Source organism: Streptomyces sp. NPDC008121, assembly GCF_042957155.1.
In the GTDB taxonomy this organism is placed as follows: Bacteria; Actinomycetota; Actinomycetes; order Streptomycetales; family Streptomycetaceae; genus Streptomyces.
This window is the reverse complement of record NZ_JBIBHT010000005.1, coordinates 217120-239925: the sequence shown is the minus strand read 5'-3', so window position 1 is coordinate 239925 and position 22806 is coordinate 217120. Positions and strand designations below refer to the sequence as shown.

Sequence of the window (22806 nt, the reverse complement as noted above, 5' to 3'; positions counted from 1 at the left end):
GTCGCGCGGGCCATCCGGCCATCCGGCCATCCGGCCGTCAGGTGGCGTCGAGCACTAGGGCCCGGCACCAGGACGGGGTGCCCCAGGCGTCCCGGAGGGGGCGGGCCTTGCGGAGCCAGAGGGAGAGGTCCGGCTCCTCGGTGTAGCCGACGGCGCCGTGGAGCTGCAGGGCGGTCCGTGCGGCGGCGTACGCCGCCTCGCCCGCGGCGACCTTCGCCGCCGCCAGATCGGCGGCCTTGAAGGTGACCGCCGCTCCGTGGACCAGAGGCCGGGCGAACTCCAGGCCGATCAGGGTGTCCGCCAGCCGGTGCTTGACCGCCTGGAAGGACCCGATCGCCGTGCCGAACTGGGTGCGCTGCTTCGCGTACGCCACCGTCCGGTCGAGCAGCGCGAGCCCCAGCCCCAGGGACTGGGCGGCCGTCGCGAGCATCGCCCACCGCGCGGCGTACCCGGCCGCGGCGACCACCGGCGGGCCGGCGGCCAGCAGCTCCCCGCCCGGGGCGGGGAGCGCGAGCCGCCGCGCCGGATCGGCGGACGCGCGCACCGGCCCGTGCCCGGGCGCGATCCGCAGCTCGTCCCCGACGACGACGCAGGTCAGCGCGGCGGTATCGGCGTCGAGCGCGTAGGGCGTGTGAGGCACCAGCCCGCCCGGCCCGTTCCCGTGCCGATCCGCCCCGCCCCCGCCCCTCTCCGCCCCCTCCCCGTGCCGATCCGCCCCACCCCTGCCTCTCTCACGCCCGCCCCTGCCCCTCGCCGCCCCGTCCCCGTCATCCCCGCCCGCCGCGCCCCCGCTCGGCCCCGGGGCCGCCCAGGTCGTCGGCGTCTCGCCCGCCGTCAGTCCCGGGAGCAGGCGCTTCGCCGGGGCCGGCTCGCCCCGGCGGGCCAGTTCGGCCAGGAGGGCCGCCGTCGCGACCGTCTCCACCAGGGGGCCGGGGACCGCGTGGTGGCCCAGCTCCACGAAGGCCAGGGCCAGTTCGACGGGGAGCGGTCCCACCCCCTCGTACGCCTCCGGGACCGGCAGCGCGAAGACGCCCGCCTCCGCGATCCGGGCCCACACCGCACGCCCCGGCGCCGGATCGCCCGCGCCCCACGCCCGTATCGCCGCCGGAGTGTCCGCGGCCGTCAGCATCGCGTCCAGCGAGCGCGTGAAGGCGCGCTGCTCCGCGGTCGGCAGGAACCCCATCAGCGGCGGCCCTTCGGCAGGCCGAGCAGCCGCTCGGCGATGATGTCCCGCTGGATCTCGTTCGTCCCGGCGTAGATCGGGCCGGCCAGGGAGAAGACGTATCCCTCGCTCCACTCGCCGTCCGCCCGCTCGCCCTCCGCCCCGAGCAGGTCGAGCGCCGTCTCGTGCAGCGCCAGGTCGTACTCCGACCAGAAGACCTTGTTGAGGCTGGACTCCGCCCCGGTCGTCCCGCCCGCCGCGAACCGCGCGGCCCCGGCCGCCGTGAACAGCTGGTACGCCCGTGCCCCGATCACCGCGTCCGCCACCCGGTCCCGCGCCGCCGGGTCCTCGCCGGTGGCCCGCCAGAGCCGTACGAGACGGTCCGCGGCGGCCAGGAAGCGGCCGGGGGAGCGGAGCGTGAGCCCGCGTTCGTCGCCGGTCGTGGACATCGCGATCCGCCACCCCTGGCCGGGCTCCCCGATCACGTCCTCGTCGGGCACGAAGACCTCGTCGAGGAAGAGTTCGGCGAAGGCCGGCTTCCCGTCGAGCCGCCCGACGGGCCGGACCGTCACGCCCGGCGCCCGCAGGTCGAACATCAGGTACGTCAGCCCCCGGTGCGGCCGGCCGGCCGCCGGATCGCTGCGGAAGAGGCCGAAGGCCCGGTCGGCGAAAGCCGCCCGCGAGGACCACGCCTTCTGCCCCGACAGCAGCCAGCCGTCCCGCGTGCGGACCGCGCGCGAGGTCAGCGAGGCGAGGTCGGAGCCCGCCTCCGGTTCGGACCAGGCCTGCGCCCAGACCGTCTCGCCGGTCGCCATCGCCGGCAGGACACGGGCCCGCTGCTCCTCGGTGGCGTGGTCGAAGAGGGTGGGGGCGAGCAGGCTGATGCCGTTCTGCGAGACCCGTCCGGGCGCCCCGGCCGCGTAGTACTCCTCCTCGAAGGCCAGCCATCGGAAGATGTCCGCGCCCCGCCCGCCGTACCGCTCGGGCCAGGACACCACCGACCAGCGGTCGGCGGCCAGCTCCGCCTCCCAGGCGCGGTGGGCCGCGAAACCCTCCTCCGTCTCCAGGGACGGCAGCGGCTCGTCGGGGACGTGGGCGCGCAGCCAGGAGCGCGCCTCGGCGCGGAAGTCCTCCTCCTGGGCGGTGGGCGTCAGATCCATCCGGCCATCCTTCCCTAACAAGTGTTTGGTAGGTTAACGTACGGCCATGAGCGGTGCCATGCACAGCGTCGAGGAGTTCCGCGCCGAGGCACGGGACTGGCTGGAGACCCACCTCGGTGGCGCGTTCGCCGGCCTGCGGGGGCTCGGCGGGCCGGGCAGGGAGCACGAGGCCTTCGCCGAACGGCTCGCCTGGGAACGGCACCTGGCCGCCCACGGCTGGACCTGCGTCGGCTGGCCGAAGGAGCACGGCGGGCGCGGCGCGGGCATCGAGGAGCAGATCGCCTTCCACGAGGAGTACGCCCTCGCCGACGCCCCCGCCCGCGTCAACCACATCGGCGAACAGCTCCTCGGCCCCACGCTCCTCGCCTACGGCACCCCAGAGCAGAAGGACCGCTTCCTCCCGCCCATCCGGGCCGTCGAGGAGCTCTGGTGCCAGGGGTACAGCGAACCGGACGCCGGCTCCGACCTCGCGGCCGTCCGCACCCGCGCCGTCCGCGACGGCGACGGCTGGGCGGTGCACGGCCAGAAGATCTGGACCTCCCTCGCCCACGAGGCCCAGTGGTGTTTCGTCCTCGCCCGCACCGAGCCCGGCTCACGCCGCCACGCCGGGCTCTCCTACCTCCTCGTCCCCCTGGACCAGCCCGGCGTCGAGATACGGCCCATCACCCAGCTCACCGGCACCGGCGAGTTCAACGAGGTCTTCTTCGACGGGGCCCGCACCGCCGCCGACCACGTCGTCGGCGCCCCCGGCGACGGCTGGCGGATCGCCATGGCCACCCTCGGCTTCGAGCGCGGCGTCTCCACCCTCGGCCAGCAGGTCGGCTTCCGGCGCGAACTCGAGGCCGTCGTCGCGCTCGCCCGGCGCACCGGAGCCCTCGCCGACCCCCTCGTCCGCGACCGCGTCGCCCGCGCCTGGACCGGACTCCAGGCCATGCGCGCCAACGCCCTGCGCGGGACCGAACCCTCCATGGCCAAGCTCTACTGGTCGCACTGGCACCGCGACCTCGGCGAACTGGCCATGGACCTGCGCGGCGCCGACGCCACCGTCCTGCCCGGCGCGCCCTACGAACTCGACGCCTGGCAGCGGCTGTTCCTCTTCTCCCGCGCCGACACCGTCTACGCCGGATCGAGCGAGATCCAGCGGAACATCATCGCCGAGCGGGTGCTCGGCCTCCCCAAGGAGCCGCGCCCATGACCCCGCCGCCCCCCGCCTACCTCCCGGGCCACGGCCTGCTCACCGGCCGTACCGCCGTCATCACCGCCGCCGCCGGAGCCGGCATCGGCGGCGCCACCGCCCGCAGGTTCCTGGAGGAGGGGGCCACGGTCCTCCTCAGCGACGCCCACACCCGCCGCCTGAAGGAGACCGGCGCCGCCCTCGCCGCCGAGTTCGGCGCCGACCACGTCGACACGGTTCCCTGCGACGTCACCGACGAGAGCCAGGTCCAGCGGCTCTTCGACACCGCCGTCCGGCTCCACGGCGCCCTCGACGTCGTCGTCGGCAACGCCGGCCTCGGCGGCACCGCGGAGCTCGTCGACATGACCGACGAGCAGTGGACCCGCGTCCTCGACGTCACCCTGAACGGCACCTTCCGCTGCACCCGGGCCGCCCTGCGCCGCTTCAGGGACACCGGCACCCCCGGCGTGATCGTCCACAACGCCTCCGTCGTCGGCTGGCGCGCCCAGGCGGGCCAGGCCCACTACGCCGCCGCCAAGGCCGGCGTCATGGCGCTGACCCGCTGCGCCGCGGTGGAGGCGGCCGCCTACGGCGTCCGCGTCAACGCCGTCGCGCCCTCGCTCGCGATGCACCCGCACCTGGTCAAGGTCACCTCGGCGGAACTCCTCGACGAGCTGACCGCCCGCGAGGCCTTCGGCCGCCACGCCGAACCGTGGGAGGTCGCCAACGTCATCGTCTTCCTCGCCAGCGGCTACTCCTCCTACATGACCGGCGAGACCGTCTCGGTCAGCAGCCAGCACCCGTAGGACGAGAATGGGGACGTGCCGACGAACCAGCCAAGCAGCAAGCCGAACAGCGCGACCGACGCCAAGCCGCCCGGCCGGCGGAAGACCCCGGTGACCCCCTCGCCCGAGCGCCGCCGCGAACTCCTCGACACCGCCGCCGAGGTCTTCGCCGCCCAGGGCTACAACGCCACCACCGTCCGCAAGATCGCCGACGCCGCCGGCATGCTCGCCGGCAGCCTCTACTACCACTTCGATTCCAAGGAATCGATGCTCGACGAGATCCTCTCCACCTTCCTGACCGAGCTGTGGGAGGGGTACGACACCGTCCTCGCCGCCGGCCTCGGCCCCCGGGAGACCATCGAGGCCCTCGTCACCGAGTCCTTCCGCGAGATCGACCGGCACCGCGCCGCCGTCGCCATCTACCAGAAGGAGTCCCGGCACCTCACCGACCTGCCCCGCTTCCACTACCTCTCCGCGTCGCAGCAGAAGTTCGAGAAGGCGTGGCTCGGCACCCTGGAACGCGGTGTGGAGACCCGGGCCTTCCGCGCCGACCTCGACATCCGGCTCACCTACCGGTTCGTGCGCGACACCGTCTGGGTCGCCGCGTCCTGGTACCGCCCCGGGGGCCTGCACAGCCCCGAGGAGATCGCCCGCCAGTACCTGTCGATGGTCCTGGACGGTATCGCCGTACGCACCTGACCCCGCGAAGGAGCAGCCATGCCCGAGGCCTACATCGTCGAAGCGGTCCGCACCCCGGTGGGCCGCCGCAGGGGCGGACTCGCCGCCGTCCATCCGGCGGACCTCGGCGCCCACGTCCTCAAGGCCCTCGTCGCGCGCTCCGGGGTCGACCCGGCCGCCGTCGACGACGTGGTCTTCGGCTGCCTGGACACCGTCGGCCCCCAGGCCGGCGACATCGCCCGTACGGCCTGGCTGGCGGCCGGCCTCCCCGAGGAGGTCCCCGGCGTCACCGTCGACCGCCAGTGCGGCTCCTCCCAGCAGGCCGTCCACTTCGCCGCCCAGGGCGTCCTCTCCGGCACCCAGGACCTGGTCGTCGCCGGCGGCACCCAGAACATGTCCATGATCCCCATCGCCTTCGCCTCCCGGCAGGCCGCCGAACCGCTCGGCCTCACCGACGGCCCCTACGCCGGCTCCGAGGGCTGGCGCGCCCGCTACGCCGACGCGCCCGTCAACCAGTTCCACGGCGCCGAACTGATCGCCGCCAAGTGGGGCATCACCCGGCGTGACCAGGAGGAATTCGCCCTGCGCTCGCACCGGCGGGCGCTGCGCGCCATCGACGAGGGACGCTTCGCGCGGGAGACCGTGCCCTACGGCGACGTGACCGTCGACGAGGGCCCGCGCCGCGACACCGGCCCGGAGAAGATGGCCGCCCTCGCGCCGGTCGTCGAGGGCGGCACCATCACCGCCGCCTGCTCCTCCCAGGTCTCCGACGGCGCCGCGGCCATGCTGCTGGCGAGCGAGCGCGCCGTCCGCGAACACGGGCTGACCCCCCGCGCCCGCGTCCACCACCTCTCGGTGCGCGGCGAGGACCCCATCCGGATGCTGTCCGCCCCCATCCCGGCCACCGCCCACGCCCTGAAGAAGACCGGCATGACGATCGACGCCATCGACCTCGTCGAGATCAACGAGGCCTTCGCCCCGGTCGTCCTGGCCTGGCTGAAGGAGACCGGCGCCGACCCCGACCGGGTGAACGTCAACGGCGGCGCGATCGCCCTCGGCCATCCGCTGGGGGCCACCGGAGTGAAGCTGATGACCACCCTCCTCCACGAACTGGAGCGCACCGGGGGCCGGTTCGGCCTCCAGACCATGTGCGAAGGCGGCGGCCAGGCGAACGTGACGATCATCGAACGGCTCTGACGCGCAGGTCCGCGGATGTGACGCTCGTCGCTGTCCCGCCCGTCCGGGCGGGACGGCGTGCTAGTGTCTTCCCGTTGCTAGTTTTGGTACCCATGAACTTTATGTGCGCCTGACGGGAATGTTCCTTCAGGCGCAATTTTGTTTTCCGGACTCTCCGGGATGGGGACCCTACCTATTCAGGAGATTCACATGGCTACTGGAACCGTGAAGTGGTTCAACTCGGAAAAGGGCTTCGGCTTCATCGAGCAGGACGGCGGCGGCGCCGACGTCTTCGCCCACTACTCCAACATCGCGACCTCCGGCTTCCGTGAGCTGCAGGAAGGCCAGAAGGTCACCTTCGACGTCACGCAGGGCCAGAAGGGCCCGCAGGCGGAGAACATCCTCCCCGCCTGATTGCCGTAACGCGTTTCTCGCAGCCGGGGCCCGCACCGCGCAGGTGCGGGTCCCGGCTCGTGCTGTGCTCAGGCCCAGGAAGGCATTTCCGTATGACTCGCTCCGAAAAGCGGCCCCGCCGGGCCGCGGACTCCACCTCCGGAACCCCGTCCGGAAATGCCTCGGGCCGCCCCGCGCGCGGTTCCGGCGGCCGTAACACCTCCGCCGGCTCCGGCGGCTCCGGCCCGCGCCGCGGCTCCGGCGCCCCCAAGGGCAAGGGCGGCGCCTCGCGCGGCCGTGGCCCGGCCACGCCCCCGCCTCCGCGCGAGTTCACCCTGCCGGAGACGCTGACGCCCGCCCTGCCCTCCGTCGAGTCCTTCGACGCCCTCGACATGCCCCCGGCGCTCGTCAAGACGCTCGCCGCACAGGGCGTGACCGAGCCCTTCCCGATCCAGGGCGCCACCCTGCCGAACTCGCTCGCCGGCCGGGACATCCTCGGCCGCGGCCGCACCGGCTCCGGCAAGACCCTCGCCTTCGGCCTCGCCCTGCTCGCCCGCACCGCGGGCCGCCGCGCCGAGCCCAAGGCCCCGCTCGCCATGGTCCTGGTGCCCACCCGTGAGCTCGCCCAGCAGGTGACCGACGCCCTCGCGCCGTACGCCACCTCCGTGCAGCTCCGCCTCGCGACGGTCGTCGGCGGACTCTCCATCACCAAGCAGGCCAACTCCCTGCGCCGTGGTGCCGAGGTCCTCGTCGCCACCCCCGGCCGGCTCAAGGACCTCATCGAGCGCGGCGACTGCCGGCTCGACCAGGTCTCCATCACCGTCCTCGACGAGGCCGACCAGATGGCCGACATGGGCTTCATGCCGCAGGTCGTCGCCCTGCTCAAGCAGGTCGAGCCGGACGGTCAGCGGATGCTGTTCTCGGCCACCCTCGACCAGAACATCGACCGCCTGGTCAAGATGTTCCTCACCGACCCCGTCGTGCACTCCGTCGACCCGTCCGCGGGCGCGGTGACGACGATGGAGCACCACCTGCTCTACGTCGCCGACGAGACCGACAAGAAGGCCGTCACCACCAGGATCGCGGCCCGCGACGGCCGCACGATCCTCTTCCTGGACACCAAGCGGGCCGTGGACCGGCTGGTCAAGCGGCTCCTCGCCAGCGGCGTGCGCGCCTCGGGCCTGCACGGCGGGCGCTCCCAGCCGCAGCGCAACCGCACCCTGGACCAGTTCAAGAACGGCCTGGTCACCGTGTTGGTCGCGACCAACGTGGCGGCCCGCGGCATCCACGTCGACGACCTCGACCTGGTCGTCAACGTCGACCCGCCGATCGACCACAAGGACTACCTGCACCGCGGCGGCCGCACCGCCCGGGCCGGCGAGTCCGGCAGCGTCGTCACCCTGGTCCTGCCCGAGCAGAAGCGCGACATGAGCCGGCTGATGTCCAACGCCGGCATCAGCCCGCGCACCGCGCAGATCAAGTCCAGCGACGAGGAGCTGACCCGCCTCACCGGCGCCCGCGAGCCCTCCGGCATACCGGTCGTCATCGAGGTCCCGCAGCCCACCCCGCCGGCCGCTGCCCGCGGCGGCGCCTCCCGCTCCGGCGCTCCCCGCGCCGGCGGCCAGCGCTCCCGCCGCGGTGGCGGCGGCGGTGGCGGCACCGGCGGCCGTACGCGTACGGCCTCGGCGGGCCGCACCGGCGCGGGCGCTCCGGCCTCCCGCACCCGCACGGCCGGCGGCGGCCGCCGGGGCGCCGCGCAGTAGATGTCTCCCCGGGCCCGGAGCGCCGCCGCCTCAGGCGCGCTCCCGGCCCGGCCGGGGCACCCCCGCCGCCCCCGGCGGGGAGTTCAGTCCGGTGAGGGCAGGCCGCGGAGGACGTCCTCGGCCTCGGCCATCACCCTGCGGACCAGCTCCGCGCAGCTCGGCAGGTCCTCGATCACGCCCGCGACCTGCCCGGACGCCATGATCCCGAGGTCCGTACGGCCCTCCACCATGGACGCCCGCAGCAGCATCGGGGTGTTCGCGGCCAGCAGTACCTGGCTCCACGACAGGTCCTTGCCGTGCCGCATCGCGAGCCCGTCGCGGACCATCCGCGGCCACGACAGGCCCGACATCCGCCGGAAGCCCGCCGCCCGCCGTACCGCCTGCGCCAACGCCCGCAGCCGCCCCGCGCGTTCGAGCGCGGCGACCATCTCCGTACGGAGCATCCGGTGCGGCAGCCCGTCCACGGCCGTGGTGACGGTGACGTCCTTGACCGTAGCCGCCAGATACCGCGCCTTCACCGCGTCGGGCACGGTCGAGTCCGAGGTCAGCAGGAACCGCGTCCCCATCGCGATCCCCGCCGCCCCGTAGGAGAGCGCGGCGACCAGACCGCGCCCGTCGTGGAAGCCGCCGGCCGCGATCACCGGGATGCCGACCGCGTCCACCACCTGCGGCAGCAGCACGCCGGTCGCCACCTCGCCCGTGTGACCGCCGCCCTCCCCGCCCTGCACGATCACCGCGTCCGCGCCCCACGCGGCGACCTTCTCGGCGTGCCGCCGGGCGCCGATCGACGGGATCACCACCACGCCCGCGTCCTTCAGCCCCGCGATCAGCTCGCGCGACGGGGCGAGCGCGAAGGAGGCGACCCGCACCCCCTCGTCGACGAGGATCCGCACCCGTTCCCCGGCGTCGGCCGCGTCCGCGCGCAGATTCACCCCGAAGGGCCGGTCGGTACGGGACTTCACCTCGCGGACCGCGGCGCGCAGCTCGTCGAGGGTCATCGTGGCCGACGCGAGGATGCCCAGCGCGCCCGCGTTCGCCGAGGCCGAGACGAGCCGCGGCCCGGCGACCCAGCCCATCCCGGTCTGGACGATCGGGTGCCGGACCCCGGTCAGCCGGGTCAGCGCGGTCTCCATCAGGCCCTGACCTCACGGTCGCGCAGCCCGGCCGGGTCGATCTCCTCGCGGATCAGCCGCAGCTCCTCGGCGGTCGGGTCGCGGGTGTACGGCACCTCGTCGCCGATCACCAGCTCGAAGCCGGTGGCCGCCCTGACCTGGTCCACGGTCACGCCCGGGTGGAGGGAGGCGAGCCGCATCGCCCGGCCGGGCGTCTCGAAGTCGAGGACGGCGAGGTCCGTGACGACCCGGGGGATCCGGTGGAACCGGCCGGCCCCGGCCGCCGCCGCACGGTCGTAGCCGACGCCGCAGACCATGTCGACGCGCTCGACGAAGACCCGGGGCGAATGCCGCGGGATCCAGTAACTCACCGGGTTGTTCAGGGTGTTGACGGGCGCGCCCCGCACACCGAGGAGCTGGCGGGTGGGCCGCGACCAGTCGCCGACACAGGAGATGTTCTGGTTGCCGTACCGGTCGATCTGGCTCGCGCCCATCATCACGTGCCGCTTTCCGCCGGTGACCAGGGTGAGGTGGCGGCGGTACGGCAGCCAGCCCTCCACCTCCCCGTCGGGGCCGACGAGCATCGCCTCGCCGTCGGTGACCAGCAGGTCGGGGGCGAAGGACCGGCGGGCGAGCCGGGCGCCGACGGAGGAGACGGGGGCCATGGCGGCGGCGAGGACCTCGCCGTTGTCGCGCCAGGCCTCCGCGCAGGCGACGACGCAGTACTCGGCGCGGGTGGCGGTGGTGGGGGTCACTGCTGCTCCTCGTGCCAGGCGCGGACCGCCTGCTGGTAGTCGTCCTCGCTCTTCCCGGAGAGGAAGCGCGCCGCGAACACGGGCCAGGGAGTGGTCGCGTACAGCTTCTGGAAGGGCTCGTCGCGGGCGTAGTCGGGCGCGCAGGAGGTGAAGTGGGCGCCGTTCGGGGTCTCGACGACACCGGTGACGCTGTGGCGGCCGACGAGGAGGGTCTGCGGGACGGCGCCGGCGAAGCCGTCCACGATCTCCTCGCAGGAGACGTACGCGCTGTCGGCGGCCTCGCAGAACAGGTCGTCGAAGTAGGGATCGGGGCCGAGGTACCGGGCGTTGCCGAGCCGGTCGGCGCGGTTGAGGTGGACCAGGGCCGCGTCCATCCGCAGGGCGGGCACGGCGACGAACTCCTCGAACGCGCCGTCGTCGCCGGCGTAGGGGGAGCGGACCGTGCGCAGTTCGGGGTTGACCGTCATCACGTCCGAGCCGAGACCGGCCCGGACGGGCAGGAACGGCAGCCGGTTGGCGGCCGCGTGCAGACCCCACATGAACATCGCCTCGTCCAGCTCCGTCAGCCGGAGGGCGCCGGACTCGCGGGCGGCCCGGAAGTGCGGTTCGAGGGGGATGGAGTCGAGGGTCGCGAACGGCGCGACGAGCCTGCGGATCCGGCCGGCCGCGGCGAGGAGGCCCACGTCGGGACCGCCGCAGGAGATCACCGTGAGATCGGTGATCTCGGACCGGAGCAACGCCCTGACCAGGGCCATCGGCTTGCGCCGGGAGCCCCAGCCGCCGATCCCGAGGGTCATGCCGCTGCGCAGCCGGCCCACCACCTCCTCGGGGGTCATCGTCTTGTCGGTCATGACGCCTCCTCGCCCGTCCGGGGCGTTCCGAAGGTGTCGCGGACCCGGTCCGCGACACCGCTGAGGTTCGCCTCGAAGGTGAAGCCCTGCTCGAAGCGGTAGCTGCGGTGGACGTCCACCGGGTCGATGCCGTTGAGGGCCGCCTTGGCGAGCCGGATCAGGGAGCCGTCCTTGGCGGCGATCTCCCGCGCCAGGCCGAGCGCGGCGTCCAGGAGGCCGGCGCGCGGGACGACCCGCCAGACCGAGCCGTGGGCGTGGAGTTCGGCCGCGGTGACGGTGCGGGAGGTGTAGTACAGCGCCCGCATCAGGTGCTGCGGGACGAGCCGGGCGAGGTGCGTGGCGGCGCCTAGCGCGCCCCGGTCCAGCTCGGGCAGGCCGAAGGTGGCGTCCTCGGAGGCGACGATCGCGTCCGCGTTGCCGACGAGCCCGATGCCGCCGCCCAGGCAGAAGCCGCCCACGGCCGCGACGACCGGCACCTCGCAGCCGTACACCGCCGCGAAGGCCTCGGCGCAGCCGTGGTTGGCGCCGAGGAGCGCCGTGTGCCGGCCGCTGCCGTGCTCGCGCCGCATCTCCTTGATGTCGACGCCCGCGTTGAAGCCGCGGCCCTCGGCGGCCAGGACCACGCAGCGGATCCCGGGGTCGCGGCCGGCCGTGCGGACCGCGTCGGCCAGCTCGTACCAGCCCCGCACAGGGAGGGCGTTGACGGGCGGGAAGTCGACGGTGACGACGGCGACGCCCTTGTCGGGGCGTGAGGTGGAGACACCCATGAGCGGATCAGCTACCTTTCCACCAAACGTTTGTTAGGTGACCGTGCTGAGGAAGGTAGCAGCCGATGGAGCTGGACGGGAGGGTCGCCGTCGTCACCGGCGGCACGCGCGGGGTGGGGGCCGGGATCGCCCGCGCCTTTCTGCGCGCCGGGGCGCGGGTCGTCGTCTGCGCCCGCCGGCCACCGGACGCGCCGGTGGAGGACGGCGGCCGGGCGGCCGCGTTCGCCCCGCTCGACCTGCGGGACCCGGCGGCGGTCGCCGGCTTCTTCCCCGCCGTCGCCGAGCGGTACGGACGGCTCGACGTCCTGGTCAACAACGCGGGGGGAACGCCGTACCGGCTGCTCGACGGCGACGGCGACGGCGGCGGAGGCGGTGGCGGCGCTGAGGGCGGTGGCGGCGGTGGTGGCGGTGAGGGCGGCCGCGCCGCGGGCGAGGCGGCGCGCCACGCGCGGGTCCTCGCGCTCAACCTGACGGCGCCGCTGACCGCCACCCTCGCCGCGTACGGATCCCTGCGCGCGGCCCGCGGCTCGGTCGTCATGATCGGCAGTGTCAGCGGGACCCGGCCGTCACCGGGCACGGCCGCCTACGGCGCCGCGAAGGCCGGCCTGGAGCACCTGGCCCGCTCGATGGCGGTGGAGTGGGCCCCGCACGTCCGGGTCAACACCCTCGTCCTCGGCATGGTCCGCACCGAACTGTCCCATCTGCACTACGGCGACGAGGCCGGGATCGCGGCCGTCGGCGCGACGGTCCCGCTGGGCCGCCTCGCCGAGCCCTCGGACGTCGGCGAGGCCGCCGTCTTCCTCGCCTCCGAACGCGCCGCGTACGTCTCGGGGGCCTCACTGCTGGTGCACGGGGGCGGGGAGCGGCCCGCCTTCCTGGATGCCGCGAACGTCAACAAGGGAAGCGGGGAGAGCCGAGATGGCCGCTAGGGGCATGTGCGAGGGACGGGTCGTGATCGTGACCGGCGGAGGACGGGGGCTGGGCCGCGCCCACGCCCTCGCCTTCGCGGCGGAGGGCGCGAAGGTCGTCGTCAACGACCTGGGGGTGGCGCTCGACGGCGCCCCGGGGGAGGGATCCGCGGCCGGGTCGCCGGCCCGGCGGGTCGTCGAGGAGATCCGGGCGGCCGGTGGCGACGCCGTGGCCCACGGCGGGGACATCGCCACGGAGGAGGGCGCGGCCTCGCTGATCGCCACCGCGCTGGACGCGTACGGACGGCTCGACACCCTCGTCAACAACGCCGGGTTCCTGCGTGACCGGATGCTCGTCAACCTCGGCGAGGACGACTGGGACGCCGTCATGCGGGTGCATCTGAAGGGCCACTTCCTGCCGCTGCGGCAGGCCGCCGCCCACTGGCGGGCCGAGGCCAAGGCGGGCCGCGCGGTCGCCGCACGGGTCGTCAACACGACCTCGGGCGCGGGGCTGCTGGGGAGCGTGGGGCAGGGGAACTACGCGGCGGCGAAGGCGGGGATCGTCGGCCTGACGCTGGTCGCGGCGGCGGAGACGGGCCGGTACGGGGTCCACGTCAACGCCGTCGCCCCGGCGGCCAGGACCCGGATGACCGAACAGGCCTTCGCGGACCTGGCGGGCGTCCCGGAGGACGTCTCCCCGCTGGTCGTCTGGCTGGGCTCGGCCGCCTCGGCCGGCGTGACCGGCCGGGTCTTCGAGGCGGAGGCCGGCCGCATCACCGTCATGGAGGGCTGGCGCCCGGGCCCGACGGCGGACAAGGGCGCACGCTGGACCCCCGCCGAGGCCGGGGAGACGGCCCTGAAGCTCCTGGGGGAGGCGGAGCCGCCGGGGGCGGTGTACGGGGTGTAGGGCGAGGGGGCGTGTACGGGGCGGGGGGGGGCGGGTGGTGCGGGGCGGGGGTGTGGGCGTACCCCCCGGGCGGGCGGACCGCACCCGACCCGCGAACTCGGCTCGGGAGAGGCCGCGTCGCGGGCCGGGCGGGGTGGGGCGGGCCGGGTGGTGCAGGTCGCGGGGCCGGGGCCGGTGGCGGCGCGGCCCCGGTGCGGACCTGGCTGGGGGTCCCGGTCGTGGGGACTCGGCCGTCGGGGTCGCGCCCGCGGTCAGCGGCACCGGGGCCCCGTCCACTCCAGCCGGTTCCTTACGTGCCGGTCCGGACGGACTCCGGCGCGGTGAGGGCCGTCTCGCGGGCCCGGCGGCGTGAATCCGGCCGGGGGACCGCGCCCGCGGTCAGCGGCACCAGGGTCACCGTCCATTCCAGCCGGTTCCTGACGTGCCGGTCCGGACGGGCTCCCCTGCGCCGAGCGGCGTCCCGCGAGCCGGGCGCGCGGCCGGTCCGGACGGACTCCGGCGCGGCGAGGGCCGTCTCGCGGGCCCGGCCGGGGGACCGCGCCCGCGGTCAGCGGCACCAGGGCCACCGTGAACTCCAGCCGGTTCCTGACGTGCCGGTCCGGACGGGCTCCCGTGCGCCGAGCGGCGTCCCGCGAGCCGGGCGCGCGCCGGTCCGGACGGGCTCCCGTGCGCCGAGCGGCGTCCCGCGAGCTCGGCGCGCGTCGGTCCGGACGGACTCCGGCGCGATGAGGGCCGTCTCGCGGGCCCGGCGGCGCGGACCCGGCCAGGGGGGACCGCGCCCGCGGTTAGCAGGATCGGGGCCCCGTCCACTCCAGCCCAATTCCTGACGCGCTCATCCCGCACGGCGAAGGCCGTCCCGCGGACCCGGCGGCGCGAATCCGGCCGGGGGGCCGGGCTCGCGGTCAGCGGCATCGGGGGCTCGTCCACTCCAGCCGGTTTCTGACGCGCTCGTCCCGGACGAACTCCAGTGCGGCGAGGGCCGTCTCGCGGGCCGTGCCGTCCCGTGCGCCGTCCGCGAGGAGGGCGGCCAGGGCCTCGGTCGCGCGCGGGTCCTGACGCATCGCCAGGCCGCGGGCCGCCTCCGCGACCACGTCCGGGTCGGCGTCGCCCAGCCGGGCCGCCAGCGCCTCCCGCAGGGCGGGCGTGTCCCCGGGCACCTCCGCGAGGGCCAGCGTCGCCCAGTCCCGTACGCGGGAGTCGTGGTCCCGGCTCAGCGCGAGGAGGATGTCGAGCGCCGGCGCGTGCCCGGCCGGTACGAGCCCGGTGAGCGCGGTCGCGAGCGCCCGTCGCACCTCGGCGTCGGGATGCGCGGCGAACGCCGACAACTCCGCCAGCCCCTTCGGCTCCCCGCCCGGCCCCGCCGCGTCCGCCGTGGGTGAGGCGACCCGCCCGAGCGCCGTGACCACGGCCAGCGCGGGCTCCCGCCCGCCGCGCCCGGCCGGGTCGGCGGGGGCCACGGGGTCCGCCGTGTCCGCCGTGGGTGAGGCGACCCACCCGGGCGCGGTGTCCGAGGCCGGGGTCCGGCCAGCGGCCCCCACCCCCGTAGGTGAGGCGACCTGCCCGGGCGCGGTGTCCGAGGCCGGGGTCCGGCCAGCGGCCCCCACCCCCGCGGGTGAGGCGACCCGCCCGGGCGCGGTGTCCCAAGCCGGGGTCCCGCCAGCGGCCCCCACCCCCTTCGCCGTCTCCGCCGCCAGGCGGCACAGGACGGCGAGGGACGGGGCCGTGAAGCCCTCCAGGGATCCCAGGACGGAGGCGCCGAGAGCGCGCCGCAGGCCGTCGTCGGCCGCGCACCACGCCGCGGCCGCGCGGAAGGTCTCCTCGTCGCCGCGCCCGGCCAGCGCCGCCACCGCCTCGGTCCAGTCGTCGAGTTCGGGGTCCTCGCACCGCAGGGCCCGCGCGGCCAGTTCCTCGGGCGGTACGCGGATCCCGAGCGCGGTCTCCAGGAGGGTGGCGATCGCCGCGTGGCCGGTCTGCTGTTCGTTGCCGCTGCCCGGCGTGCCGTCCGGGCGCAGCAGGTCGACGACGACGGTGATCCCGCCGTCCTCCCGTACGCGGCGGACGACGGCTTCGTACGGCTGGGAGCCGTACGCGTCGAGCAGCCCGCGCAGCACGGCCCCCGCGACGTCCACGCCGATCCAGCGGCGCGCCTCGTGGAGCGCGTCCTCCCGGGCGGCCGCGCCGTGGTCGAGGAGCGCCCGCACGCTCGACGTGGATCCGCGGCGGGCGGCCGCCACGAGCGGCGGCAGCCCGTCGGGTCCGGGCCGGTCCGGGTCCGCGCCGTGCTCCAGGAGGACCCGGACGGTCTCGGCGTGGCCGAGCCGCACGGCCCACGCCATGGCCGTGAAGCCGTACGCCTCCTCCTGGTCGGGGCGCGCCCCGGCGGCGAGGAGCGCCCGCGCCACCTCGGCGTGTCCGCCGCAGGCCGCCGCGCACAGGGCCAGGTCCCCGCCCTCCGCCCCACCGCCCCGCGCGGGATCGGCCCCGGCGGCGAGCAGCACCCGGACGATCCCCGGCTCGTCGGCCAGCGCGGCCCGGTACAGCGCGGTCTCCCCGTCCTGGTCGGCCTCGGCCGGCTCCCCGCTCCGCAACGCCCGTACGACGGCGTCGACATCACCGTCGTGGATCCCTTCGAACAACGTGCTCATCCACCGACCCTCACCCGGGCCGGCCGAACGACGCAAATAATTACGTCCCGCACCCCCGGGGCCCCGGCGTGTCGCGCGGCCGGGGCCCGCCACGCCGTGGCCCGTAAGCGGGCCGCCGGGCCGTCCGAGGCCCCGCGCTGTCAGGACGCGCAGGCGAGGACGGTCCCGCACACGCGGCACCTCGCCCGGAGCCGGCGCCCGGCCGGCACCCGGAGCCGCTGCCAGCAGACGGGGCAGGCGAAGGCGACCCGCATCGACCCGCCCGTGCCCTCGAAGGCGTACGACGCGCCCGCGCCCGCCGTGCCGTGGCGCCGCTCCAGGGCGTAGCGGTGCCGCGCCGCCCAGCCGGCCGCCTCCAGCGGCGGCCGCCGTCCGTCCCGGGCGGCCCGTTCCCGGCCCCGCGTCCACGCCTCGTACCCCGCGACGCTGGTGAACCAGGGCGAGGGGTCCTCGCCGAAGACCTCCGCGCGCTTGGCGAGGACGTAGCCGAATTCCTCCGGCGTCAGGTATCCCAGCTTCTGGCTCGACACCGCGTCCTCCCGGAAGGCGTCGAGCAGCAGCCACCCGGCGCCCAGGTAGGTGGTGACGACGTCGGTGAGGATCTCGTTCTCGGCGGGGTCGGGGAAGCCCAGGTCGAGGCGGTGCAGGAGCACATGGGTGATCTCGTGGGCCAGCGCCGCCCCGACGTCCCTGCGGTGCCGCCGGAAGCGGTCGTTCAGCTCGATGAAGTACTCCGGCCCGGCCGCCAGCTCGACGCTCGCGGCGTGCTCCATCGCGCGGAAGCTGACGACCATCCGCGCCCGGGGCAGTCCCGGCAGTCCCAGGTGCCGTACCAGCGCCGCGGCGACCCGCTGGGCCCCCGTATGGAGCTCGTCGTCCTCCCCGAATGCCACGTCCGTCGGGGCGACGCTCGTGGCGTACCGCCTTACTCCGTCCGCTGACAGTCGGCGGTACAACGCGGTGATCGCGGCGCGGACCGTGTCGAGATGCGGAAACCCGTGGACGACTTCGTTACCGTTCGGCACGCCGGACCCCCTTTCTCCCACTCTACGGGGCCCCGGGCTTCGTTCGCCTGGCCGAAAACAGGTGCTTGTGGCCCCCACGACGCCTTGTCCATAATCCGGACCACGCCTTGACGGGCTCATGCCATCAAGGCTCAACCCCCCATGAAAGGCAGACACTTGCAGAAGAACAGGATCGTCCGCGCGCTTCAGAGAATCGCCGCCGCCGGTGCCGTCGTCCTCGCCGCCGTCAGCCTCCAGCCCAGCACCGCCTCCGCCGCGCCGGCGCCCGTCGTCGGCGGCACCCGCGCCGCCCAGGGCGAGTTCCCCTGGATGGTCAGGCTCTCCATGGGCTGTGGCGGCTCGATGCTGACCCCGCAGATCGTGCTCACCGCCGCCCACTGTGTGAACGGCTCCGGCAACAACACCAGCATCACCGCCACCGCCGGAGTCGTGGACCTGCAGAGCAGCAGCGCCGTCAAGGTCCGGTCGACCAAGGTCCTCCAGGCCCCCGGCTACAACGGCAAGGGCAAGGACTGGGCCCTGATCAAGCTCGCCTCGCCGATCACCTCGGTGCCCACGCTCAAGATCGCCGAGACGACCGCGTACAACAGCGGCACCTTCACGGTCGCCGGCTGGGGCGCCACCCGCGAGGGCGGCGCGCAGCAGCGGTACCTGCGCAAGGCGACGGTCCCGTTCGTCTCGGACGCCTCCTGCCAGTCGGCGTACGGCAGTGACCTGGTGCCCGGCGAGGAGATCTGCGCCGGGTTCAACCAGGGCGGCGTGGACACCTGCCAGGGTGACTCGGGCGGCCCGATGTTCCGCCGCGACAACGCCGGCGCTTGGATCCAGGTCGGCATCGTGAGCTGGGGCGAGGGCTGCGCACGGCCCGGCTACCCCGGCGTCTACACCGAGGTGTCGACGTTCGCCGCCGCCATCAAGTCCGCCGCGGCCACCCTCTGACGCGTCGTCCCCCGACGCCTCATCGGCATGACCCGTACGCCCGGGGGCTGGGCCCGCCCCCGGGCGTACGCGCGCCGTGGCGCCCGCGCCGGCCCGTGACACCCGGACCGCGGCCCCCGGACCCCAGGCCTCCGCGCCCCGGGCCGTGCCCGGAGCCCCGGCCTCCGCGCCGCCTCCGCCCGCTACGCCAGCTCCACCCGGGGCGCGGGACCGCCGCCCTCCAGCTCCAGCATCCACACCTCGTTGGCGCCCTCCCGCAGCACCGGCCCGGGGGTGTACAGCGAGTCCTGCGGGCCGATGTTCCAGTACCGGCCCAGGCAGAAGCCGTTGACCCAGACGAATCCGCGCCCCCAGCCCGGCAGCGACAGCGCCGCGTCACCCGCCGGCCCGGCCACCTCCACCACCGCCCGGTAGAGCCCGGGCCCCACCCCGGCCCCGCCACCCGAACCCGCCCCGCCCGTCGCGACGCCGGCCGCCCTCTCTGCCCCGCCACCCGAACCCGCCCCGCCCGGCCCCGCCCCGGCCGCCGCGACCCCGGCGGCCCCCTCCGCCCCGCCCCCGGTCACCGGCCGGAACGGCACCTTCCCGACCGCCGGCGCGTCGAAGGCGTCGAGCCGCAGCCCCCGCGCCCGCACCCCGTGCACGTACTGCCGCTCGTGCCGCACCCCGCCCGTGATCCCCTTGGACTCCGCCTGGCGCGGCCCGTAGTTCACCCGGCCCAGCGACTCCACCCACAGCTCCACCACCGCCGGCCCGGCCACCGGCTCCGCGAGCTCCGCGTCCTCCGCCGTCAGGACCCCCGCCCGCGCCCCGTCCACGTACACCACCGCCCGGTCGCGCAACCCGGTGACGGACAGGGGATACGGCTGCCGGGGACCGGGGATCTCCAGGCGGTAGCGGACCAGCCCCCGGTCCACCCCCAGCTCCTCGAAGGACGGCGGCAGCGGACCGCTCCACTCCGCGTCGCCGAGGACCTCCAGGACCTCCGGCAGCGGCGCCCACTCGACCGGGGCCGAGCCCGCCGGGCCCGCGATCCGCCGCGGCGGCTCCGGAACCTCCGGCAGCGGCTCCCGCGCGAACGCCGCGAGCACCTCGCGGAACCGCCAGTACTTCTCCGTCGGCAGCCCCGCCTCGTCCACCGGCGCGTCGTAGTCGTACGAGGTCACCGTCGGCCGCAGCTCCCCCTCGTGCAGCACGCCGGCCCGGTTCGCCCCCGCCCAGCCCGCGAAGTTCGTCCCCCCGTGCGCCATGTACAGATTGACCGACGCCCCGCACTCCAGGATCTCCCGCAACACCACCGCCGCGTCCCCGGCGTCCCGGACGGAACGCTCCGTACCCCAGTGGTCGAACCAGCCGCACCAGAACTCCATGCACATCAGCGGCCCCGACGGCCGGTGCCGCCGCAGCGCCGCGAACGCCTCCCGCGCCCCCGAGCCGAAGTTCGCCGTGGCGAGGACGCCCGGCACCGAACCGCCGGTCAGCATGTGGTCCTCGGGCCCGTCCGAGGTGAACAGCGGCACGCTCACCCCCAGCCCCCGCAGCAGCTCCGCCACATGGCGCAGATAGCCCTGGTCGGAGCCGTAGCTCCCGTACTCGTTCTCCACCTGCACCAGCACCACCGGGCCGCCCCGGTCGATCTGCCGCTCCACCACCTGCGGGAGCAGCACCCCGAACCAGCGGTCCACATGCGCCAGGTACGCGGCGTCCTCGGTCCGCACCCGCCGCCCCAGCCGGCCCGTCAGCCAGTGCGGGAACCCGCCGTTCTCCCACTCGGCGCAGATGTACGGGCCCGGCCGCACGATCGCCCACAGACCGGCCCGCTCCACCGCGTCCAGGAAGCGGCCGAGCGCCGCCACGTCCCCGTACCGGCCCGGCTCCGCCTCGTACAGATTCCACGGAACGTACGTCTCGACGCAGTTGAGCCCCATCGCGCGGAGCATCCCCAGCCGGTGCTCCCACTGCCCCTCGTGCACCCGGAAGTAGTGCAGCGCCCCCGACAGCAGCCGGACCGGCCGCCCGTCCAGGAGGAAATCCTCGTCACCCACAGCGAACGTGCTCATGCCCTCACCCTCGCCCTCTGGCGGCGGACGGGTCCATGGACAAAGATCGTCGCTGATTGGACGCAAGGAGAGCCGGCCCGGGCGGGGGAGAAGGGCGCCGGCCGCGGAGACGTCAGAGGGAGGCGTGGGCCCGATGTACCACACCTGGATGCGCTACTTCACGCCCAGCCCGGTCCACCACCGCCTCGGGCTCGTCTGCCTCGGCGTCGGCCTGCAGCACGGCGCCCTCCCCACCGTCGGCCCGCGCACCCTCGACCACCACGTCGCCGTCGTCGTCAGCGCGGGCAGCGGCTGGTACCTCGGCACCGACGGCCGCCGCACCACCGTCACCGCGCCCGCCCTGATCTGGCTCACCCCCGGCGTGCCCCACCACTACTCCGCCGACCCCGGAACCGGCTGGGACGAGTCCTTCGTCGACTTCGCCGGACCCGCCACCGCCACCTACACCGAACTCGGCTACATCGAGCCCGACCGGCCCGTGGTCCCGCTCTCCGACGCCGCCGCGGCCCGGGCCGCCATCGGCCGCATCGTCCGCGCGGCACGACACGGCAACCCCCTCCTGGAGGTCGAGACCGGTGCCGCCGTCCACGAACTCCTCGTCGCCCTGCGCCGCTCCCGCGCCGACACCAACGCCGACGGCGACCCCGTCCTCACCGCCCTCGCCCGCGACGCCTTCCGGCCCCTGTCCGTCGCCGAGCACGCCGCCCGGCACGGCATGACGCCCACCGAACTGCGCACCGCCGTCCGCCGGGCCGCCGGATGCAGCCCCAAGGACTACCTCCTCTCCCTGCGCCTCGGCCGCGCCAAGGAGCTCCTCGCCGCCACCGACCTGCCCGTCGCCGCGGTCGCCCGCCGCGTCGGCTACGACGACCCGGCCTACTTCTCCCGGCTCTTCACCCGCCGGGTCGGCACCGCCCCCGTCCGCTTCCGCGAACAGCAGGGCAGGACCGTGCCGGGCGGCTGGAGCAACCGCGTCCCGGATCCCGACCACCCACCGACGATCGGCTCCCGGTCGGTCTAAGCTCGCTGCTCATGAGCGAGATCGACGAGACCGTACGAGCGGAACTGAACCGGCTGCGCGAGAGCATCGACAACATCGACGCGGCGGTCGTCCACATGCTCGCCGAGCGCTTCAAGTGCACCCAGCAGGTCGGCGTCCTCAAGGCCGAGCACCAGCTGCCGCCCGCCGACCCGGACCGCGAGGCCCGCCAGATCACCCGGCTGCGCGAGCTGGCCGAGAACGCGAAACTGGACCCGGCGTTCGCCGAGAAGCTGTTGAACTTCATCATCGCGGAGGTCATCCGCCACCACGAGACCATCGCTGACGGCACGCGCTGATGGGCCTCGTCACGGTCTTCACGCTGGGCGGGACGATCTCCGCACGAGGCGGCACCGCGACGCGGATGACGGGCACGGAGGTCCTGGCAGGCCTGGGACTCGCCGACACGACCGGTACGGCGGATACGGCGGGTGCGGCGATCCCCGCCTCCGGTACGGCCAGTACGGGCAGCCCCGCCTCCGGCACCCCGGCGGGTGCGGCGAGCACCGCCTCCGGTACGGCGAGTGCGGCGATCCCCGCCTCCGGTACGGCCAGTACGGGCAGCCCCGCCTCCAGCACCCCGGCCGGTACGGCGAGCCCCGCCTCCGGTACGGCCGGCGGGCCCGACGTCCGGCTGCGCGACTTCCGCCGCCTCCCCAGCTCCTCCCTCTCCTTCGACGACCTCGCCGCCCTCGCCGACGAGGTGCGCCGCACCGTGGCGGAGGGCTCCGGGGTCGTCGTGGTCCAGGGCACCGACACCTTGGAGGAGACCGCGTTCCTCCTCGACCTGCTGTGCCCGACCAGCGAACCGGTCGTCGTCACCGGAGCCATGCGCCGGCCCGACCTCCCCGGCGCCGACGGCCCCGCCAACCTCGCGGCGGCGATCGCCGCGGCCGCCGACCCGGCCTGCCGTGACCTCGGCGTCCTCGTCGTGTTCGCCGACGAGATCCACGCCGCCCGGCACGTCCGCAAGACCCACACCACCTCCGTGGCCACCTTCGCCTCGCCGGGCGCCGGCCCCCTCGGCTCCGTCGTCGAGGGCGAACCCCGGATCCTGCTCCGGCCCGCGGTCCCCTTGGCGCCCTGCCCCCTGCGGCTCGACCCGGAGGTACGGGTCGCCCTCGTCACCCTCTCCCTCGGGGACCGCGGCGAACTCCTCGACGGCCTGGAGAACCGCTTCGACGGCCTGGTCCTGGCCGCCTTCGGAGCCGGACACGTCCCGACCCGGCTGGTCGAGCCCCTGGAGCGGCTCGCTGCCCGCATCCCCGTCGTCCTCGCCTCCCGCACGGGCGCCGGCCACACCCTCACCCACACCTACCGCGGCCCCGGCTCCGAACACGACGTCCTCAGCCGCGGCCTCATCCCGGCCGGCCCCCTGGACCCCGCCAAGGCCCGCCTCCTGCTGCACGCCCTCCTCTCCAGCGGCGCCACGGGACCGGCGGGCTACGACCGCCCCCGCATCACCGCCGCCTTCACCCACCTCACCGGCACCGGCCTGGCCTGACAC

General features: G+C 75.2%; 21 protein-coding genes. 12 read left to right on the top strand and 9 right to left on the bottom strand.

Annotated elements, in window-relative coordinates; translation table 11 throughout:
* Nucleotides 1-37: 37 nt before the first annotated feature.
* Nucleotides 38-1183, bottom strand: coding sequence for an acyl-CoA dehydrogenase family protein (locus ACFZBD_RS18665; protein ID WP_391140673.1), 1146 nt, complete (start codon nt 1181-1183; stop codon nt 38-40).
* A complete protein-coding gene (locus tag ACFZBD_RS18660) occupies nt 1183-2322 on the bottom strand; it encodes an acyl-CoA dehydrogenase family protein (RefSeq protein ID WP_391140672.1) in 1140 nt (379 codons plus the stop codon). Before ACFZBD_RS18660 ends, ACFZBD_RS18665 begins: the two co-directional genes overlap by 1 nt.
* Nucleotides 2323-2380: 58 nt before the next feature.
* Here ACFZBD_RS18660 and ACFZBD_RS18655 point away from each other — a divergent pair, with 58 nt between their 5' ends.
* The 6 genes from ACFZBD_RS18655 (at nt 2381) to ACFZBD_RS18630 (ending at nt 8291) form a co-directional block, all read left to right on the top strand.
* A complete protein-coding gene (locus ACFZBD_RS18655) occupies nt 2381-3517 on the top strand; it encodes an acyl-CoA dehydrogenase family protein (RefSeq protein ID WP_391141198.1) in 1137 nt (378 codons plus the stop codon).
* Entirely contained in the window at nt 3514-4302 is a 789-nt protein-coding gene (locus ACFZBD_RS18650; protein ID WP_391140671.1) for an SDR family oxidoreductase, read from the top strand. The genes ACFZBD_RS18655 and ACFZBD_RS18650 overlap by 4 nt, the downstream gene beginning before the upstream one ends.
* A 90-nt stretch (nt 4303-4392) precedes the next feature.
* Nucleotides 4393-4980, top strand: coding sequence for a TetR family transcriptional regulator (locus ACFZBD_RS18645; protein WP_391141195.1), 588 nt, complete (start codon nt 4393-4395; stop codon nt 4978-4980).
* 18 nt (nt 4981-4998) lie between these two features.
* On the top strand, nt 4999-6156 hold the full coding sequence (locus tag ACFZBD_RS18640) for an acetyl-CoA C-acetyltransferase (protein WP_391140670.1): 1158 nt from the start codon (nt 4999-5001) through the stop codon (nt 6154-6156).
* Between the two features lie 189 nt (nt 6157-6345).
* The gene (locus ACFZBD_RS18635; RefSeq protein ID WP_005318814.1) at nt 6346-6549 is read left to right on the top strand and encodes a cold-shock protein; all 204 of its coding nucleotides are present in this window, start codon (nt 6346-6348) and stop codon (nt 6547-6549) included.
* Between the two features lie 92 nt (nt 6550-6641).
* Nucleotides 6642-8291 (top strand): DEAD/DEAH box helicase, encoded by a 1650-nt coding sequence (locus ACFZBD_RS18630; RefSeq protein ID WP_391140669.1) that lies wholly within the window; start codon nt 6642-6644, stop codon nt 8289-8291.
* Nucleotides 8292-8374: 83 nt separating this feature from the next.
* On the opposite strand, the gene ACFZBD_RS18625 is transcribed toward ACFZBD_RS18630, so the two are convergent.
* From ACFZBD_RS18625 to ACFZBD_RS18610, 4 genes are read right to left on the bottom strand one after another with little or no spacing between them, the layout of a single operon-like run.
* Nucleotides 8375-9424 (bottom strand): nitronate monooxygenase, encoded by a 1050-nt coding sequence (locus ACFZBD_RS18625; protein ID WP_391140668.1) that lies wholly within the window; start codon nt 9422-9424, stop codon nt 8375-8377.
* Complete coding sequence (locus ACFZBD_RS18620) at nt 9424-10158, bottom strand: CoA-transferase (protein WP_391140667.1); 735 nt, start codon at nt 10156-10158, stop codon at nt 9424-9426. Before ACFZBD_RS18620 ends, ACFZBD_RS18625 begins: the two co-directional genes overlap by 1 nt.
* The gene (locus tag ACFZBD_RS18615) at nt 10155-11009 is read right to left on the bottom strand and encodes a CoA-transferase (RefSeq protein WP_391140666.1); all 855 of its coding nucleotides are present in this window, start codon (nt 11007-11009) and stop codon (nt 10155-10157) included. The genes ACFZBD_RS18620 and ACFZBD_RS18615 overlap by 4 nt, the downstream gene beginning before the upstream one ends.
* Nucleotides 11006-11776 carry an enoyl-CoA hydratase family protein gene (locus ACFZBD_RS18610; RefSeq protein WP_391140665.1) on the bottom strand — a complete coding sequence of 257 codons (771 nt, stop codon included), beginning with the start codon at nt 11774-11776 and terminating at the stop codon, nt 11006-11008. The genes ACFZBD_RS18615 and ACFZBD_RS18610 overlap by 4 nt, the downstream gene beginning before the upstream one ends.
* Nucleotides 11777-11841: 65 nt before the next feature.
* On the opposite strand from ACFZBD_RS18610, the gene ACFZBD_RS18605 reads away from it, so the two are divergent.
* Together ACFZBD_RS18605 and ACFZBD_RS18600 are read left to right on the top strand one after the other, a co-directional pair.
* Complete coding sequence (locus ACFZBD_RS18605) at nt 11842-12705, top strand: SDR family oxidoreductase (protein ID WP_391140664.1); 864 nt, start codon at nt 11842-11844, stop codon at nt 12703-12705.
* A complete protein-coding gene (locus ACFZBD_RS18600; protein WP_391140663.1) occupies nt 12695-13591 on the top strand; it encodes an SDR family oxidoreductase in 897 nt (298 codons plus the stop codon). The genes ACFZBD_RS18605 and ACFZBD_RS18600 overlap by 11 nt, the downstream gene beginning before the upstream one ends.
* Before the next feature lie 902 nt (nt 13592-14493).
* Here ACFZBD_RS18600 and ACFZBD_RS18595 read toward each other — a convergent pair.
* Both ACFZBD_RS18595 and ACFZBD_RS18590 read right to left on the bottom strand, forming a co-directional pair.
* A complete protein-coding gene (locus ACFZBD_RS18595) occupies nt 14494-16236 on the bottom strand; it encodes an ankyrin repeat domain-containing protein (protein ID WP_391140662.1) in 1743 nt (580 codons plus the stop codon).
* Between the two features lie 140 nt (nt 16237-16376).
* A complete protein-coding gene (locus tag ACFZBD_RS18590) occupies nt 16377-17261 on the bottom strand; it encodes a hypothetical protein (protein WP_391140661.1) in 885 nt (294 codons plus the stop codon).
* A gap of 156 nt (nt 17262-17417) precedes the next feature.
* Between ACFZBD_RS18590 and ACFZBD_RS18585 the strand changes: the two genes are divergently transcribed.
* On the top strand, nt 17418-18200 hold the full coding sequence (locus ACFZBD_RS18585) for a trypsin-like serine protease (protein ID WP_391140660.1): 783 nt from the start codon (nt 17418-17420) through the stop codon (nt 18198-18200).
* Between the two features lie 182 nt (nt 18201-18382).
* On the opposite strand, the gene ACFZBD_RS18580 is transcribed toward ACFZBD_RS18585, so the two are convergent.
* The gene (locus tag ACFZBD_RS18580; RefSeq protein WP_391140659.1) at nt 18383-20260 is read right to left on the bottom strand and encodes a beta-galactosidase; all 1878 of its coding nucleotides are present in this window, start codon (nt 20258-20260) and stop codon (nt 18383-18385) included.
* A gap of 133 nt (nt 20261-20393) precedes the next feature.
* On the opposite strand from ACFZBD_RS18580, the gene ACFZBD_RS18575 reads away from it, so the two are divergent.
* The 3 genes from ACFZBD_RS18575 to ACFZBD_RS18565 are packed head-to-tail and all read left to right on the top strand — an operon-like array spanning nt 20394 to nt 22803.
* On the top strand, nt 20394-21281 hold the full coding sequence (locus tag ACFZBD_RS18575) for a helix-turn-helix domain-containing protein (protein WP_391140658.1): 888 nt from the start codon (nt 20394-20396) through the stop codon (nt 21279-21281).
* Between the two features lie 11 nt (nt 21282-21292).
* Nucleotides 21293-21598, top strand: coding sequence for a chorismate mutase (locus ACFZBD_RS18570; protein WP_391140657.1), 306 nt, complete (start codon nt 21293-21295; stop codon nt 21596-21598).
* Nucleotides 21598-22803: an asparaginase domain-containing protein gene (locus ACFZBD_RS18565; RefSeq protein ID WP_391140656.1), complete on the top strand. Its 1206-nt coding sequence runs from the start codon at nt 21598-21600 to the stop codon at nt 22801-22803. Before ACFZBD_RS18570 ends, ACFZBD_RS18565 begins: the two co-directional genes overlap by 1 nt.
* Nucleotides 22804-22806: the final 3 nt, after the last annotated feature.